Origin of the sequence: Agromyces sp. NPDC058484 (genome assembly GCF_042720415.1) — a bacterium.
In the GTDB taxonomy this organism is placed as follows: Bacteria; Actinomycetota; Actinomycetes; order Actinomycetales; family Microbacteriaceae; genus Agromyces.
This window is the reverse complement of the sequence record NZ_JBHXMP010000016.1, coordinates 70,529-86,117: the sequence shown is the minus strand read 5'-3', so window position 1 is coordinate 86,117 and position 15,589 is coordinate 70,529. Positions and strand designations below refer to the sequence as shown.

At 69.5% G+C, this 15,589-nt stretch carries 15 protein-coding genes; 5 read left to right on the top strand and 10 right to left on the bottom strand.

Features of this window, described 5'->3' with window-relative positions:
- Positions 1-96 precede the first annotated feature (96 nt).
- Positions 97-1,149: an ATP-binding cassette domain-containing protein gene (locus ACFWN7_RS13625; protein ID WP_376939357.1), complete on the bottom strand. Its 1,053-nt coding sequence runs from the start codon at positions 1,147-1,149 to the stop codon at positions 97-99.
- 61 nt (positions 1,150-1,210) lie between these two features.
- Here ACFWN7_RS13625 and ACFWN7_RS13620 point away from each other — a divergent pair, with 61 nt between their 5' ends.
- Positions 1,211-2,203: a helix-turn-helix transcriptional regulator gene (locus tag ACFWN7_RS13620; RefSeq protein WP_376939356.1), complete on the top strand. Its 993-nt coding sequence runs from the start codon at positions 1,211-1,213 to the stop codon at positions 2,201-2,203.
- 454 nt (positions 2,204-2,657) lie between these two features.
- Here the strand turns inward: ACFWN7_RS13620 and ACFWN7_RS13615 are convergent, their stop codons facing one another.
- The 4 genes from ACFWN7_RS13615 to ACFWN7_RS13600 form a co-directional block, all read right to left on the bottom strand.
- Positions 2,658-3,089 carry an META domain-containing protein gene (locus tag ACFWN7_RS13615; RefSeq protein ID WP_376939355.1) on the bottom strand — a complete coding sequence of 144 codons (432 nt, stop codon included), beginning with the start codon at positions 3,087-3,089 and terminating at the stop codon, positions 2,658-2,660.
- A gap of 62 nt (positions 3,090-3,151) precedes the next feature.
- The gene (locus tag ACFWN7_RS13610; RefSeq protein ID WP_376939354.1) at positions 3,152-3,409 is read right to left on the bottom strand and encodes a Txe/YoeB family addiction module toxin; all 258 of its coding nucleotides are present in this window, start codon (positions 3,407-3,409) and stop codon (positions 3,152-3,154) included.
- Positions 3,406-3,657, bottom strand: a complete 252-nt coding sequence (locus ACFWN7_RS13605) for a type II toxin-antitoxin system Phd/YefM family antitoxin (protein WP_376939353.1) — start codon at positions 3,655-3,657, stop codon at positions 3,406-3,408. Before ACFWN7_RS13605 ends, ACFWN7_RS13610 begins: the two co-directional genes overlap by 4 nt.
- Positions 3,658-3,721: 64 nt before the next feature.
- Positions 3,722-4,660 (bottom strand): LysR substrate-binding domain-containing protein, encoded by a 939-nt coding sequence (locus tag ACFWN7_RS13600; RefSeq protein ID WP_376939352.1) that lies wholly within the window; start codon positions 4,658-4,660, stop codon positions 3,722-3,724.
- 176 nt (positions 4,661-4,836) lie between these two features.
- Here ACFWN7_RS13600 and ACFWN7_RS13595 point away from each other — a divergent pair, with 176 nt between their 5' ends.
- Both ACFWN7_RS13595 and ACFWN7_RS13590 read left to right on the top strand, forming a co-directional pair.
- The gene (locus ACFWN7_RS13595; RefSeq protein WP_376939372.1) at positions 4,837-8,547 is read left to right on the top strand and encodes a proline dehydrogenase family protein; all 3,711 of its coding nucleotides are present in this window, start codon (positions 4,837-4,839) and stop codon (positions 8,545-8,547) included.
- 106 nt (positions 8,548-8,653) lie between these two features.
- A complete protein-coding gene (locus ACFWN7_RS13590; protein WP_376939351.1) occupies positions 8,654-8,893 on the top strand; it encodes a hypothetical protein in 240 nt (79 codons plus the stop codon).
- Between the two features lie 49 nt (positions 8,894-8,942).
- On the opposite strand, the gene ACFWN7_RS13585 is transcribed toward ACFWN7_RS13590, so the two are convergent.
- Positions 8,943-10,412 (bottom strand): DUF222 domain-containing protein, encoded by a 1,470-nt coding sequence (locus ACFWN7_RS13585; RefSeq protein WP_376939350.1) that lies wholly within the window; start codon positions 10,410-10,412, stop codon positions 8,943-8,945.
- A 307-nt stretch (positions 10,413-10,719) separates the two neighbouring features.
- On the bottom strand, positions 10,720-11,436 hold the full coding sequence (locus ACFWN7_RS13580; RefSeq protein WP_376939349.1) for a zinc ribbon domain-containing protein: 717 nt from the start codon (positions 11,434-11,436) through the stop codon (positions 10,720-10,722).
- 209 nt (positions 11,437-11,645) lie between these two features.
- Here ACFWN7_RS13580 and ACFWN7_RS13575 point away from each other — a divergent pair, with 209 nt between their 5' ends.
- Positions 11,646-12,248 carry a class I SAM-dependent methyltransferase gene (locus ACFWN7_RS13575; RefSeq protein ID WP_376939348.1) on the top strand — a complete coding sequence of 201 codons (603 nt, stop codon included), beginning with the start codon at positions 11,646-11,648 and terminating at the stop codon, positions 12,246-12,248.
- Positions 12,249-12,266: 18 nt separating this feature from the next.
- Here the strand turns inward: ACFWN7_RS13575 and ACFWN7_RS13570 are convergent, their stop codons facing one another.
- Together ACFWN7_RS13570 and ACFWN7_RS13565 are read right to left on the bottom strand one after the other, a co-directional pair.
- Positions 12,267-12,827 carry a hypothetical protein gene (locus tag ACFWN7_RS13570; RefSeq protein ID WP_376939347.1) on the bottom strand — a complete coding sequence of 187 codons (561 nt, stop codon included), beginning with the start codon at positions 12,825-12,827 and terminating at the stop codon, positions 12,267-12,269.
- A 424-nt stretch (positions 12,828-13,251) separates the two neighbouring features.
- Positions 13,252-13,731 carry an ATP-dependent zinc protease gene (locus ACFWN7_RS13565; RefSeq protein ID WP_376939346.1) on the bottom strand — a complete coding sequence of 160 codons (480 nt, stop codon included), beginning with the start codon at positions 13,729-13,731 and terminating at the stop codon, positions 13,252-13,254.
- 26 nt (positions 13,732-13,757) lie between these two features.
- Between ACFWN7_RS13565 and ACFWN7_RS13560 the strand changes: the two genes are divergently transcribed.
- Positions 13,758-14,948, top strand: coding sequence for a RimK family alpha-L-glutamate ligase (locus ACFWN7_RS13560; RefSeq protein WP_376939345.1), 1,191 nt, complete (start codon positions 13,758-13,760; stop codon positions 14,946-14,948).
- Between the two features lie 266 nt (positions 14,949-15,214).
- On the opposite strand, the gene ACFWN7_RS13555 is transcribed toward ACFWN7_RS13560, so the two are convergent.
- A complete protein-coding gene (locus ACFWN7_RS13555; RefSeq protein ID WP_376939344.1) occupies positions 15,215-15,577 on the bottom strand; it encodes a GntR family transcriptional regulator in 363 nt (120 codons plus the stop codon).
- Positions 15,578-15,589 lie beyond the last annotated feature (12 nt).

The following is a 15,589-nucleotide window of genomic DNA, read 5'->3' as shown; positions in this document are numbered from 1 at the left end:
GGCGTGCTCCTTCTGCTTGGGTGGTTGATTGGTTCTCTGCGATTGCCGAAGCGAGGGGTTTTGGCCACGCCCGCTTCGACAAGCTCAGCGAGCGAGTCAGGCGGCAATCGGCTCGGCCGCGACGTTCGCGGATGCCGCGGCATCCGCCGGTTCGGCATGCGCCGCCTCTTCGCGAAGGCTGCGGCCCGTGAGCGCGAGGAACACGTCGTCGAGCGTGGGCTGGCGGTGGGTGGCGGCCGCGACCTCGAGTCCCGAATCCGACAGCGAGCGGATGTAGCGCGGGAGGGCGCGGTCGCCGCCCGGCGCCGTGACCGTCACCACGAGACCATCGGCCCCGTCGACCACGCCGTCGATGCGGGATGCGGCGGCAGCGGCATCCGTCACGGAATGGAAGGTGAGCGTCACGCGGTCGCCGGCGAGCGACTCCTTCAGTGCGCGTGCCGTGTCGTCGGCGATGACCGCGCCGTGGTCCATCACCATGACGCGCTCGGCGAGCTGGTCGGCCTCGTCGAGGTAGTGCGTGGTGAGGAAGATCGTCGTGCCGGTCTGGCGGCGCAGGTCGACGATGTGCTCCCACAGGTTGGCACGGCTGTGCGGGTCGAGGCCGGTCGACGGCTCGTCGAGGAACAGCAGCTCGGGCCGGTGGATGAGGCCGAGCGCGATGTCGAGCCGGCGCTTCTGGCCGCCCGAGAGGGACTGCACCTGGCGGTTCGCGACCTGGCCGAGCTCGAGCGACTCGATGAGCTCGGCGGCTCGCGCTCGGGTCTCGCGGCGGCCCATGCCGTAGAACGCGCCCTGCGCGTGCAGCTCGTCGCGCACCCGCTGGGTGTGCCCACCCGACGAGCCCTGGCCGACGTAGCCGATGCGGCGGCGCACGCCCGCGGGGTCGCGGCGGATGTCGCAGCCGGCCACCATGGCTTCACCGCTCGTGGGCGGCAGCAGCGTGGTGAGCATGCGGAGCGTCGTCGACTTGCCGGCGCCGTTCGGGCCGAGGAACGCGACGAGTTCGCCATCGGCCACCTGGAGGTCGACGGCGCGCACGGCCTCGACCGTCTGTCCCTTGGAGCGGAACGTCTTCGTGAGGCCACGGGCGGTGATCATCTGATTCTGGTTCGTGCGGTTCTGGTTCGTGCGGTTCTGGTTCGTCATGCGCCCAGTCTTCCGAGGTATCCGGTCACTTCCTGTCCTCATTTGTCGCGATACTTGGAACATGGCCGCCACGACCTCGAGAACCCTCGAACTCCTCTCGCTGCTGCAGAGCCACCGGCACTGGTCGGCCAGAGAGCTCGTTGACCGTCTCGGCGTCTCGGAGCGCACGCTGCGCCGCGACGTCGAGCGGCTGCGCGACCTCGGCTACGGCATCGAGTCGATGCGGGGCAGTGCAGGCGGGTACCGCCTCGAGGCCGGCACCGGGCTGCCGCCGCTGCTCCTCACCGACGACGAAGGGGTGGCGATCGCGGTCGGCCTGCGCTCCCAGGCGACGGCGGGCCTGCGCGGCGCCGAGCACACCACGCTGAGCGCCCTCGCGAAGATCGAGCAGGTGCTGCCGTCCGCGTTGCGCCGCCGCATCGACGCGCTGGCCTCGCACGCGACCGTCGGGGCCGGGGTCGGCGGCCGCGGGGGTGCCGGTCGCCCCGCTCCCGAGGTCGACAGCGAGCTGCTCGGCGCCCTCGCCCTCGCCTGTCGCGACTCCGAGCGGCTGCGTTTCACGTACACGGATGCCGCGGGCGAGGCATCCGACCGCTCCATCGAGCCGTACCGCCTCGTGCCCGTCGCCCGCCGCTGGTACCTGCTCGCCTGGGACCGGCAGCGCGACGACTGGCGCACCTTCCGCCTGGATCGCATCGCCGACCTCTTCCCGACCCGCGTGCGCTTCGAGCCACGACCGCTCTCGGATGACGACGCCCGCACGCGCGTCGAGCGCGCCCTGCGCTACCGCGAGCGGAGCGTGAGGGCGCGCGTGATCGTCGACCTGCCGAGGGCGGAGCTCGTCGAGCACCTCGGCTGGTACGGGCGGGACGTCGTCGCCGACGGGCCGTCGCGGAGCGTCTGGCCGCTCGAGGCGGATTTCGTCGAGAACCTCGCCATGGCGCTCATGTGGGTGCCCCGCGGCATCCGGTATCGCGTCGAGGGGCCGCCCGAGGTGATCGAGTTCGTGGCCGCGCAGGCCGAGCGGTTCGCGGCGGCGACTCGTTCCGCGTGAGTGTGCCGATCTCGGAACCCGATCTGTCGAAGAAGGTGATCGTGTCGCCGTCGATCCACCAGAGGCCCTCGAAGTGGTTGCAGCCGTCACTGCCGTTCTCGCTTCCGTCAGCGGCGATCACGATCGAGGGCGCGCCCTCTGTCTCGGCCGTGCCCCAGGTGCCGAAGAACGCTTCGGCATCGCGCGAGGGGACCGTAGCCGGATCGATCTCACGCGCTCGGTCGAGCGCGCCGATCTCGCTGCCGCCGGCATCGATGATCGTCAGCACGTCGTCGTCGACTGTGCCCGACGCAAGACCCGACGATCGGACGATGCCCCATCCGGGTGCTCGATGAGATCGACGAGGCCATCCGGTTTCACCTGTCGCTGTAGAGCTCGCTCTGTGGGCGACAACGCACCGAGTTCGGCGCCGTCTGTCACGGCTGACGGGCTCTCGGGGGGCCGGCCCCGCCGCTCACGCGGTCGCGTCGCCGGATGCCTCGGGGCTGGGCTCCTCATCGCTCGTGCGCTCCAGCGTGCCGATCTCGGCTCCGTCGGCGTCGAAGACGGTGAGCGTCTCGCCTGCGATCGTCCCGGTTGCGAGCGCAGAGAGCCACGTGTCGACGTCGGGGCAGGCCATGCGGGTCGACGCGACGTCCTCGAACGTGATCGTCTCGGCGTCGTCGCTCCACGATCCCATGAGGCGGTTGCACCCGTCGGTGCCCGTGAGGGCGCCGTCGCTCGCGAGTCCGAGCGATGGTTCGGCGGGCGCGCCGGCGTCACCCCAGGTGCCGACGGGGTCGGCGGGAGCCGCGGCATCCGTGCCCGCATTCGTGGCGCACGCCGTGAGCATCGCGGCGAGGAGGATCGTGCCGGTCAGGGTGAGGCGCGTGAGCGTCGGCGACATGGGCACAGCGTAACCGAGCGCGGCGACGGGCCGCCGCGACCGTGCCACGGGAGCGGCGACGTCTACTCGAAGTGGAATCGAGCCGCGAGGATCACGAGATCGTCACCGAGCACGCGGTACACCAGACGATGCTCTTGATCGATCCGTCGTGACCAGGTGTCGGCCAGTCCGTACCGGAGTCGCTCGGGCTTTCCGATGCCAGAGAACGGCTCGCGCAACGCCGCCTTGATCAGGTCGTCCGTTCGCCGCAGAAGTCGTCGGTCGTTCGCCTGGAGCCACTGGTAGTCGTCCCAGCCACGGTCGGTGAAGACGAGTCTCACGAGTCGGCGAGCTGCCGCTCGGTGAGCTCTCCGCGCTCGGACTGCTCGAACGACTCGAGGAGGTGACGCGTGTTCGCCGCAGTCGAGAACAGGTGCCGAGTGGTCAGGAGCGCCTCGAAGTCGTCTTCGGAGATGAGCACCCCATTGCCGGCCTTGGAGGTGATCCGCACTTCGCTGTGATCTGCGTTCACCTCTGCGAGCAGCGGGAAGAGCGACCTGCGCGCTTCGCTAGCGCTGATCGTCGCCATCTGGTCCTCCTCGATTGGTACAAGAAATCGTACCACGCAACCTGGTGCTGGGCTGAGTGACGGGTCAGCGCCCGGCGGGCGTGGCGGTGTCACGCGCGGCGCGGGCCAGCGCGTCGCGGCACGCGACGACGGCGGGTCGGGCGGTGGCGGCGTGGCGCGTCGACGTGAAGACCTCGCGCTCCGGATGCCCCGGCAGGTCGACGAGGGTCACGCTCGGCGCCTCGCCCGCCCAGACGAGATCGGGCAGGAGCCCGACCGCGTTGCCCGAGCGGATGAGGCGGATGTGCGCCATGAGGTCGGCCGTCTCGAAGCGCACGTCGGGCTCGAACCCCGCGTCGCGGCAGAGCTGCTCGGCCCACTCGCGAGATGCGGTGCCTGCGGGCTCCAGCACCCACGGCATCGCGGATGCCGCGGCGAGCGTGCCGCTCTCGATTCGCGCCGCCTCCGGCGCGGCCACCCGCCCGGCCGGGCGCGGCGGCAGCGCCAGCCTGATCGCGTCGGACGCGAGGTGCACCCGGTCGAGGTCGTCGCGGAGCGCCCGCGTGTGACCGGGGTACTGCTCGGCGATCACGAGGTCGAAGTCGCGCGCCGCCACATCGAACAGGGCGAGCTCGGGCTCGCGCTCGGTGACCTCCACGCGCAGGTCGGGGTGCTCGTCGCGCAGCAGGGTGAGGGCCTGCGGCACGATGGCGTGCGCCGCCGACTGGAACACGGCGATGCGCACCACGCCGCCGACGGCGGTCAGCGAGCGCGCGACATCCGACTCCGCCTGCTCGAGACGGTCGAGCACCGACTTGCCGTGCTCGACGAGCACGAGCGCCTGCGGGGTGAGCTGCACGCGGCGGCCCACCTGCACGAGCAGCGGCACCCCCGCCTCGCGCTCGAGCAGGCTGAGTTGCTGCGACACCGAGGAGGGGCTGTACGACATCGCCTCGGCGACCGCAGCGAGCGTGCCGCGCTGGCTGAGCTCGACCAGCAATCGCAGGCGTCGCACATCGAGCATCGTGGGCCTCCGGCATCCGGTCAGATCATTCGGTTCTTCCGAACAGTATCCATCAGATTCATTCGCTTTACTGAACGGATGTCGCAGCGCACACTTGATCCGACAGGTGCGCGCAACCCCGGCGCGCGCCCCTCGACCCAGCTCAGGACCCAGCAAAGGACACTACCCTCGTGACCATGTCGAACGCCGCCACCGACGCCCGGCCGAACACCGATCACGTCGTCGCCCTCGTGCGGCGCTGGCTCGCCGAGAGCGCGGACCACCCCGTCGATCCCGCCGCCGAACGCCTCGCCGGAGTGCTGAAGGACCCGAACGGCCTCGCCTTCACCGTCGGCTTCGTCGACGGTGTCATGCGCCCCGAAGACCTCGGTGTCGCGGGCCGCAACCTCGAGCAGGTCGCGAAGCTCACCCCGAGGTTCCTGCCGTGGTACCTCCGTGCCGCGATCCGCCTCGGCGGGTTCGTCGCGCCCGCGTTCCCGTGGATCGTCATCCCGATCGCGCGACGGGTGCTCCGCGCGATGGTCGGCCACCTGGTGCTCGACGCGACCCCCGCGAAGCTCGGTCCCGCGATCGAGACCCTCCGCGAGTCGGGCAACGGCCTGAACCTCAACCTCCTGGGCGAGGCGGTGCTCGGCGAGGACGAGGCCGACCGCCGCCTGCGCGGCACCTACGAGTTCCTCGCCCGCGACGACGTCGACTACGTGTCGATCAAGGTGTCGAGCGTCGTGAGCCAGCTCTCGATGTGGTCGTTCGACGAGGCCGTGCAGAAGGTCGTCGCGAAGCTCACGCCGCTGTACGAGCTGGCGGCGAAGGCTTCGACCCTTCGACGGGCTCAGGGCACCGCGGGCTCAGCCGGCGGTGGGCGCAAGTTCATCAACCTCGACATGGAGGAGTACCGCGACCTCGACCTCACCATCGCGGTGTTCACCACCCTCCTCGACCAGCCGCAGCTGAAGCACCTCGAGGCCGGCATCGTGCTGCAGACCTACCTGCCCGACGCGCTCGGCGCGATGCAGGAGCTCACCGCATGGGCGACCGAGCGTCGACGCAGCGGCGGCGCGCCCATCAAGGTGCGCGTCGTGAAGGGCGCGAACCTCGCGATGGAGCACGTCGACGCCGCCGTGCACGGCTGGCCGGTCGCCACGTACGGCACGAAGCAGGACTCCGACACGAACTACAAGCGCGTGCTGCGCTGGTCGATGACCCCCGAGCGCACCGACGCCGTGAAGCTCGGCGTCGCCGGGCACAACCTCTTCGACGTCGCCGACGCCTGGCTCACCGCTCGCGAGCGCGGGGTCGAATCCGCCGTCGAGTTCGAGATGCTGCTCGGCATGGCGACCGGCCAGGCCGAGGCGGTGCGCCGCGACGTCGGCAACCTCCTGCTCTACACGCCGGTCGTGAACCCGAGCGAGTTCGACGTCGCCATCGCGTACCTCATCCGCCGCCTCGAAGAGAACGCGAGCGACGACAACTTCATGTCCGCCGTGTTCGAGCTCGGCACCGACCGGGGGCTCTTCGAGCGTGAGCAGGCCCGCTACCTGCGGTCGCTCGACGCCCTCGAGGCGGCGTCCCCCGAGGGTGTCGAAGGGGCCGCGGGCACCCCCGCTCCGAACCGCATCCAGAACCGCCGCACCGAATGGAGCGACGAGGCCCTCGCCCTTGCCCTCGCCATGCCGTCGGCGCCGGCGCCCGGCACCGAGCACGAGGACGACGCCTCGCTCACGAGCACAGTGCTCGGCATCACGCGCGGATCGGGCGGCACCCTGCTGACGGATGCCGCGGCATCCGCTTCCCCCGCTTCGACAGGCTCAGCGAGCGGGATGCCCGCCGGACCGGGAGCGACGCCCGGCTTCCGCAACGAGCCCGACACCGACCCGGCGCTCGCCGCGAACCGCGAGTGGGGGCGCCGCATCCTGGCCCGCGTGCCCGAGTCGCGCCTCGGCCTCGACACCATCGCCGCGGCCCGCATCGACGACCACGCGACGCTCGAGACCGTCATCCAGACCGTCGCCGCGCGCGGTCGCGCCTGGGGCGAGCTGCCCGGCGCCGAGCGCGCCGCCGTGCTGCACCGAGCGGGCTTCGCGCTCGCCGCGAACCGCGACCGCCTCATCGAGGTGATGGCCGCCGAGACCGGCAAGACGATCGCCGAGGCCGACCCCGAGATCAGCGAGGCGATCGACTTCGCGCACTACTACGCCGAGCGCGCCCGCGAGCTCGACCGCGTGCAGGGCGCCGTGTTCGTGCCGCCGAAGCTCACGGTGGTCACCCCGCCGTGGAACTTCCCCGTCGCGATCCCGGCCGGCGGCGTGCTCGCCGCGCTCGCCGCAGGGTCGGGCGTCATCATCAAGCCGGCGAAGCTGGCGCAGCGCTCGGGCGCCGTCATGGTGGAGGCCCTCTGGGAGGCGGGCATCCCGCGCGAGCTCCTCGCGCTCGTCGACATCGGCGAGCGCGAGCTCGGCAAGGAGCTCGTCTCGCACCCGGCGGTCGACCGGGTCATCCTCACCGGGGCGTACGAGACGGCGCAGTTGTTCCGCTCGTTCCGCAACGACCTGCCCCTGCTCGCCGAGACCAGCGGCAAGAACGCGATCATCGTGACGCCGTCGGCCGACCTCGACCTCGCGGCATCCGACGTCGTGAAGAGCGCCTTCGGCCACGCCGGCCAGAAGTGCTCGGCCGCGTCGCTCGTGATCCTCGTCGGCTCGGTCGCGAAGTCCGAGCGGTTCCGCCGTCAGCTCGTCGACGCGGCCACGTCGCTGCGGGTCGGCTACCCCGAGCACGCGCAGAGCGTGATGGGCCCCATCATCGAGCCGGCGAACGGCAAGCTGCTGCACGCGCTCACGCAGCTCGGCATCGGCGAGGAGTGGCTCGTCGAGCCTGCGCAGCTCGATGCGACGGGCCGGCTCTGGTCGCCCGGCATCCGCGCGGGCGTCACGGCCGGATCGTACTTCCACCTCACCGAGTTCTTCGGCCCGGTGCTCGGCGTCATGCACGCGAAGGACCTCGACGAGGCGATCCGCATGCAGAACGCCGTCGACTACGGACTCACGGCCGGTCTGCACTCGCTCGACCCGGAGGAGCTCGCGACGTGGCTCGACAACGTCGAGGCCGGCAACCTCTACGTGAACCGCGGCATCACCGGCGCCATCGTGCAGCGCCAGCCGTTCGGCGGCTGGAAGCGCTCGGCCGTCGGCGCCGGCGCGAAGGCGGGCGGTCCGAACTACCTGTTCGGCCTCGGCGAGTGGATGCCGCAGCACGGCGCCGTTTCGAGCACGCTGCACCTGCGCGGACTCGAGAAGCGCGTCTCCGACCTCATCGAGGCATCGCAGCCCGCGCTCGACTACGAGTCGTTCGAGGTGCTGCGCCGCTCGGCACTCTCCGACGAGGTCGCGTGGGCCGAGGAGTACGGCGCGGTGAAGGATGTCTCGGGCGTGGGCGTCGAGCGCAACCTGTTCCGCTACCGGCCGCTGCCGGTGACGATCCGCATCGGAGAGGCCTCGACGCTCGCCGAGGGGCTCCGCATCATCGCAGCGGGCCTGCTCGCGAAGTCGCCGCTCGAGGTGTCGACGGCGCACGAGCTGCCGCAGGGCGTGCGCACCATCCTCGACGCACGCGACTTCCGGGTGATCCGCGAGGGCGACGCGGCATGGCTCGCACGGGCGGCGAACGGCGGCATCACCACGCCGCGCGTGCGGCTCGTCGGCGGCGGCGGCGGCGCGGCATCCGCGCTCGCGTCGGCTCTGGGAGGGACGCCGGATGTCGCGGTGTGGTCGCACCCCGTGACGCCCTCGGGTCGCGTGGAACTGCTGCCGTTCCTGCACGAGCAGGCGATCTCGATCACGAACCACCGCTTCGGCAACCCGACGACCCTGTCGGAGGGCGTGATCTGAGGGCGCTGGCGTTCGCTGATCGAGTGGTCGCTCGCTGCGTATCGGGCGCGCCAAGGGCACACGCGAGATGCTCGCGAGGGCACCGTCCACGGCCTCGACATGATCCGTGCTGGTCAGGTGCCGGGTCACGACCGCGCGGGCGGCGTGGTTCCGCCGCCGGGCGACGATCGTGCTCGTCGAGTACCTCGTCAACGGCTTCGCGCTGCAAGACGCGATGCAGTTCTTCAAGAAGCACTCCGGCGACTCCGACGTCAAGGGTGGTTCGAAACCTTCAGGGGGTGGTTCGAAGCTTCCGGGGTGGTTCGAAGACCCGGTGTCTCGGGCGGCCCACCGGATGGGCGGGTGATAGCGATCCCGGGCGCTCGCGCCGTGCGGTCGGGTGTATCGTGCTCCGATCAGAAGGGTGGTGGGTTCGCGTACGTGCGGCCGGTGGGTGAGCGCCAGGTCATAGTGCCATCGGTGCGTTTGGCGACGGTGAATCTGGCGGTGTGTTTGAGTCGGTGATCGCCGCGGCACGTAGGGGCCAGGTTCGCGATGTTCGACGGTCCGTGGAAGAACCAGTCCTGTACATGGTCGATGTCGGAGGCGACCGCGAGCCGGTTGCATCCTGGCCGGGTGCAACGCCCGTAGCGGAGCGCCAGCCAGCGGCGTTGGGCCTTGGTCGGCCGATACCGGGTGCGGTCCAGGTCGAGCGGGGCGCTGGTGATGGGGTCGACGGCGAGCCGGAGAAAGGACGGGGCATCAGCGAACAGTTGCCGGGCGGTGGCGGGGTCGATCGGGCCGACACCGTCGAGGTGGCCGGGCTCGCCGCTCTTGCCGGTGATGGTGAACAGCGGCACGGTGACGATGACCTCGGCGGTCGCGGCGGTGGGCGTGCCCTCGCCGGTGAGCCAGGCGATGGCGGTGTCGGCACGGAGCTGGTCGAGAGTGCGTGGTTCGTCGGCGGCACCGGACATCGACAGGGCGGTCGCGTCGAGGCGGGCCTGGATCCTCGCCGCATCCACCGACGAGACGAATAGGTGCACCCAGCTCATGCCGTCATCGACGTGCTCGACGATCACCCGGCGCGCGGCGAACTCTCGCGTGTGCCGCGCCTCAAGGGTTGCGCGGTCGAGCTTGGCACGCAGGGTGCGAACGCGCTGTCGGAACCTGCTCGAGGTGGAGGTGCCGATCAGCTCGGCCAGCGAATGGTCGAACTCGTCGAGACGCGCATCGCCCGTCTCGAACGCGGATGCCGCGTCGGCGGCGGCGCGAACGTCGGCATAGCCGGCGATGCCGTTGGTGAATCGGGCCCAGACCCGCGGCAACCGCTCCTGCAGGATGTCTGCTTCATGCGCCCGGTTGCGGACGGTGCCCGCCGGGATCTGCAGCCGCATCGACAGCTCGGCGGCCGCGGCGCGGACCGCGAGATCTTCAGCGTCGCGTGACATGGCCGCTCCTGCGTGCAGGTACAGGGCAGGATGTCGTCGTGCGATCTCGAGTGCCCGTCGTACCGCGTCGAGGTGCGCCGCCATCGCCCGGTTCGCGGTGAACTGGGCGGCCTCGGCGTCATCGAGCGCGGCCGTGAGTGCGGCGAACTCCCCGAACGGCTCGGTGGTTGCGGCGTATTCGTACATCGCGTCGAGCGCGGACGGTACGTGCCGGCTGTCGGATGAGTCGCCCATGTCGGACGGGTCGAGCAGATCGAACGGATCTAGCAGATCGGCAGGCTCGACCAGACAGGCAGGATCGAGCGGAGCGGCAGCCGGGATCACGCCGGAAGGGTCGAACTCGTCGAATGGATCCGGGATATCGAACCCGTCGGGCTCATTGCACAGCTCGGAGCCGCCGAGCCGGGTGCTCGTCATCTCGAACGTGTGTGCCATGACTTCATGGTTTCACCACCCACCGACATCGAAGAAGACTTCTGGGTATCTGCTTGGGTGAAGCTCGACGCTCAATCGTGACCGCCAGGAGCTCACCGACCCACGGAGTGGGCGAGCGGCCGCGGAGCGTAGCGTTCAGGGAGCCTTCACCGGGCAATCTTGCGGGCGGGGCCTACGGGAATCCGGCAGGGCCGGAACCTCGGGCCTCCCTTGATGGGCGCCCGTGACACCGAGTTGTCCGGTGGTCGAACCGCTTGTGCAACGCTTGATCTGCTGCGCTCCCGCGGATCGTCGCCGGGATCGACGGCTAATGGCCGCTGCTATCGGTCTCCTCGAGCCACGTATCTTCCATCGCTTGCAGATCACTGAAGAACTTACTTAGCACTCGTTTACTCTTGCCCCAGTCATAACTTTGACCGACGACGTGCGTCACGGCTTGCACCTCGGTCGCACCCGCGTCGGTGAGCTGAAACGCGGATGTCATCGTGCCGCCTTTCCAAGTCCACACGTCGGTGGGCAACGAGACTTGGATCACGCAGCCGTCGTCAAACTGCCGCGCAGACAGCACCGGCATGCCTGCGTGCGCGAAGGAAATCAGTCCAGCAGCCAATAGGACACCTGGTGCCGTTGTGTATGTCTCCGTTCGCGCCTTGCCCATGTTCAGCCCGAGCTTGCCAAGTGCTGGTCCGACAGAGTTGCCGACGGTGAAAATACGGCCGTCGATCCCTACTAGATCCATCAAGGTGCCCAGACCTTCCAGCATCGCTTCGCCGGACATCCGTGAAGGAGCGTTGCTCGCTGCGACCCGTATCTGCTGCTCCACGTCCGGAACCGCGGCCACCCGCTCGAAGTCGAGGCTAAGCATCCAGCCCGAGGGATCCGTTGCTTCATTAACCGCGGATTCCGCGACGGCGGCTGTGGTGGCAGAACGCTCGCCCTTCGCCCCGTCCGGTGCCGCAACCGGGTGCCCGCAATGGGAACAAAAGTTGCCGCTTACGGGCTGGCCGCAGTTCGAGCAGTACATCGCAACGTCTCCTAGCCGCATCCAGTCGCGCAGTGTCGCTCGCCGCCGACTTGCGTCGCCGGCCCTACGGGTCGCCCCGCGCGTTTCGACCTCAATTGCGAGAAGACCACTTCAAGCACCTCAACGCAAGGGGCCAAGGGGATCGCGCGTAGGCGGACCGGCTACCCGGGCGCCGCCACTCCTCTTGCTCGGTCGCTATGCTCGACGCGATGACCGACGTGACCGAGGCGTACTCCCGCCGCGCTGCGGAGTACACCGACCTTCTTGGGTCGATGGATGCAGTCCACGCGGCAGACCGACAGCTCATCGACAGCTGGACCGAGATGATTACCGGCCCAGTGCTGGATGCGGGCTGCGGACCAGGACATTGGACGAAGTACATAGCCGGCCGTGGGATCGATGTCCGCGGTATTGATCTCGTTCCTGCCTTCATCGACCACGCTCGCTCGACATACCCTGAGATCCGGTTCGATGTGGGGAGCATCGACCACCTTGAACAGCCTGACGACTTCTTCGGGGGCGTGCTCTCCTGGTACTCGACGATTCACCATCATCCGTCGCGCATTGCAGTGCCGATCGCGGAGTTCGCGCGGGTGCTGCGTCCGGGTGGGGCTCTCGTGCTCGGCTTCTTCGACGGCTCAGCGATTGAGGAGTTCGATCACGCCGTCACGCTCGCTTACAGGTGGCCAGCGTCAGAGCTGCAATTGATCTTGGAGGCGCACGGCTTCGAAATCCTAGAGACCTATCGGAGGACCGGGCAGGTTCACCGGCCTTTGGGCGCAATCCTCTGCCGACAGAGCGTCGTCCGGTAAGTCTGGCTGGTCGCATTCTCAGAGACGAGGATGAGCCTTCCTCGTCTCGTAGGGAAGGACCGGACGCCAGCGCTTTACGCCCTGCTGGCGCAGCTCGCGGCGCACGATCCAGCGGTCGCGCCAGCCGGTCGTGCGGCCGGGAATGCCGCCTGGTCTGACGGGCGAGAGAAGTATCCGGCCGCGGAGCCAGAGGAGCAATGGGTTCTGCGTCGTCTGGCGGCGGTACTCATCGAAGGCTGTACCACTCGGGGCCACCGGAAACCAGGCACGGAGCGGGCGCAGGCGGTTCTTCGGATGGCACCACGAGAGGACCACCCAGCCACCATCGACTACACCGGGCGGAAACAGCATCGTGAAGGCGTCGCCCACTTCAACCACCGGCTGGCGGTGGATCCAGAAACCAGGCACTCGGTCAGCGCTCTGGAAATGCCCCTCGGCGACCAGCGAGAGGGCGTCAGCGCCGCGGCACGTGATCCTGACATTGATGGCATCGTGGTCGCCATGCGGCTCCGACGCGAAGCTCCACTCAACGGGACGGTCGGCGCGGGCGGCGCGGACTGCAGTCCACCAGGAGATCACTAAGGCGGCGATACCCGTAATAGAGTCGGCTGTGGCAATGACGATGGGCGTCCATGCGGTGGACTATATGGTGACGTTGCAGGTCCGAGTGAGCGCCTCGCGGAAGGCGCATCACGGGCCAGAACAACATCTGGGTTGCGGACCACGCCATGGCCATCGCAAGCAGATCCCAATGTTCGACAGCCGCTCGCGGGCGCATCGGCGGATTGCCGGTTCAAGCCCCGTTACTTGGCGGGTGTCCGCAGGCGGATACCCTTACGAGCATTATTCGCAGTCCATATCGCATGCAGGAACCCGCTGTTCCGCGGAATTCTGCGCCATGCGCCCGCCGACGTCACCCAAGCAGATACCCAGAAGAAGACTACGAGAGGCTATTCCGCCGCCCCGCGCGGTCGCACCGCGCCCCTGGTCTACGCGCCCCACGTCAGGCGCGCCCGCGATTGCGACGGCGCACCGGGCGAGGGGCGCGCCCCGCGACGAATGAGCGCGAGGCGTCGACCACGAACCCTCGCCGCAGCGCCTCCCGGCCGATGAGCATGCGGAACCCCATCTCATCGCGATTCGTGAGCGTCACCTCCGCGCTGACCGTGCGGCCCTGGAGCATCACGTCGAGCAGCACCACGACGCGCTCCTCGGCGTGACCCGACGAGCTGCGCACCGATCGTCGATCGTGCACGGGGCATTCGACGACGACGGTGTCTTCGCTGCTGTTCTGCCAAGGGCGTATCCCGAACCGCACGACCGGCGAGGCATCCGTTCCGATCTCCTCGAGGTCGAAGGCGTGCAGCGACGACGTGCGTGCCCCGGTGTCGAGCTTCGCCTTGATCCACGGCACGCCGACGCCGGGCAGGGTCACCCATTCGCGCCACCCGACGATGGTGTTTGAATGGGGAGGCTCTCTCACCCGGATATCTTCGCAGGGGTACAACGATGAAATTGGCGATCCTGTCGCGCGCGCCGCAGGCGTACTCCACGCAGCGACTCCGTGCGGCCGCGCAGCAGCGCGGGCACCAGGTGAAGGTGCTCGACACGCTGCGCTTCGCGATCGACCTCTCGGGTCCCGAGCCCGACCTGCAGTACCGCGGACGGCCGCTCTCCGACTACGACGCGGTGCTGCCGAGGATCGGCAGCTCGGTCACCTACTTCGGCACCGCGGTGGTGCGGCAGTTCGAGCAGATGGACGTCTTCACGCCGAACACGGCGAACGGCATCACGAACTCGCGTGACAAGCTGCGCGCCAACCAGATCCTCTCCCGTCACAACATCGGCATGCCGGCAACCGCCTTCGTACGCAACCGCGCCGACGTGCGGCCCGCGATCGAACGGGTCGGCGGCGCGCCCGTGGTCATCAAGCTGCTCGAGGGCACCCAGGGCGTCGGGGTCATCCTCGCGCCCGAGGTGAAGGTCGCCGAGGCGATCATCGAGACCCTGCACTCGACGAAGCAGAACGTGCTCATCCAGCGGTTCATCAAGGAGAGCCGCGGCCGCGACATCCGTGCCCTCGTCGTCGGCGACCGCGTCGTCGCGGCGATGCGGCGCAGTGCGAGCGGCGACGAGTTCCGATCGAACGTGCACCGCGGCGGCACCGTCGAGTCGGTGGAGCTGACGCCCGCATACGAGCAGGCGGCCGTGCGCTCGGCGCAGATCATGGGCCTCAGGGTGGCGGGCGTCGACATGCTCGAGGGCGACGAGGGCCCGCTCGTGATGGAGGTGAACTCGTCGCCCGGCCTCGAGGGCATCGAGACCGCGACCAAGCTCGACGTGGCCGGCGCGATCGTCGACCACATCGCGAACCAGGTCGCCTTTCCCGAGATCGACGTGCGGCAGCGGCTCACCGTCTCGACCGGTTACGGCGTCGCCGAGCTCGTCGTGCACGGCGCGGCCGACCTCGTCGGCAAGACGCTCGGCGAGTCGGGGCTCTGGGAACGGGACATCACCGTGCTCACGCTGCACCGGGGCGCGACCGTCATTCCGAATCCGCGCAAGGGCGTCGTGCTCGAGGGTGAGGACCGGCTGCTCTGCTTCGGCAAGCTCGAGGAGATGCGCTCGATGATCCCCGAGCGGCGGCGACGGCGGGCGAAGGTCCGCAAGCTGCCGAAGGAGCCGATCCCCGAGGGGTGACGCGTTCGAACGCGAACGGCGAAGCACTGAGAGCGCTGCGCTGCCGGCGATGCCCGAGCGGATGCCACGGAGCATCCGCTCATCGAACGCAGGATGAGAGCAGCTTCACAGCCCGTGGGGCGGCCGAACGAGCTCTCATCCTGCGGAAGGGCGGAAGGAAGGAAGCGCGCGGACCGCAGCGCGCGGACCGCAGCGCGCGGACCGCAGCGCGCGCCGACCGCCGCGCGACAGCGGCGCGGCCCAGGCCGGCGATGCGAGGCGCCGCCTCAGCCGTCGGCGCGCAGGGCAGCGCGCACGATCGTGAGGCCGACCTCGGGCGAGAGTCCGAGTCGGGCGATGCGGTCGGCGTAGGCGGATGCCGCGAGCTGCGCCTGCTGCTCGGTGGGGTCGCCGGTCGCCGAGACGAAGCTGCCCGCGCGCCCGCGCGTCTCGATGATGTGATCGGACTCGAGCGCGCGATACGCCTTCGCGACCGTGTTCACGGCCAGGTCGAGTTCGGCGGCGAGCGCACGCACGGTGGGCATGCGCGCGCCCGGCACGAGTTCGCCGCTGCGCACGGCATCGGTCACCTGGCGTCGCACCTGCTCGAACGGCGGATCGGACGCCGCGGGGTCGATCGAGAACCTCATGCGTCGATCCCT

Excerpts from the sequence above, each read along its gene's own strand:
- ACFWN7_RS13595 (WP_376939372.1), top strand. The coding sequence starts at position 4,837 with ATGTCGAACGCCGCCACCGACGCCCGGCCGAACACCGATCACGTCGTC.
- ACFWN7_RS13585 (WP_376939350.1), bottom strand. The coding sequence starts at position 10,412 with ATGGCACACACGTTCGAGATGACGAGCACCCGGCTCGGCGGCTCCGAG.
- ACFWN7_RS13575 (WP_376939348.1), top strand. The coding sequence starts at position 11,646 with ATGACCGACGTGACCGAGGCGTACTCCCGCCGCGCTGCGGAGTACACC.
- ACFWN7_RS13615 (WP_376939355.1), bottom strand. The coding sequence starts at position 3,089 with ATGTCGCCGACGCTCACGCGCCTCACCCTGACCGGCACGATCCTCCTC.
- ACFWN7_RS13560 (WP_376939345.1), top strand. The coding sequence starts at position 13,758 with ATGAAATTGGCGATCCTGTCGCGCGCGCCGCAGGCGTACTCCACGCAG.
- ACFWN7_RS13620 (WP_376939356.1), top strand. The coding sequence starts at position 1,211 with ATGGCCGCCACGACCTCGAGAACCCTCGAACTCCTCTCGCTGCTGCAG.
- ACFWN7_RS13600 (WP_376939352.1), bottom strand. The coding sequence starts at position 4,660 with ATGCTCGATGTGCGACGCCTGCGATTGCTGGTCGAGCTCAGCCAGCGC.
- ACFWN7_RS13605 (WP_376939353.1), bottom strand. The coding sequence starts at position 3,657 with ATGGCGACGATCAGCGCTAGCGAAGCGCGCAGGTCGCTCTTCCCGCTG.
- ACFWN7_RS13580 (WP_376939349.1), bottom strand. The coding sequence starts at position 11,436 with ATGTACTGCTCGAACTGCGGCCAGCCCGTAAGCGGCAACTTTTGTTCC.
- ACFWN7_RS13555 (WP_376939344.1), bottom strand. The coding sequence starts at position 15,577 with ATGAGGTTCTCGATCGACCCCGCGGCGTCCGATCCGCCGTTCGAGCAG.
- ACFWN7_RS13625 (WP_376939357.1), bottom strand. The coding sequence starts at position 1,149 with ATGACGAACCAGAACCGCACGAACCAGAACCGCACGAACCAGAATCAG.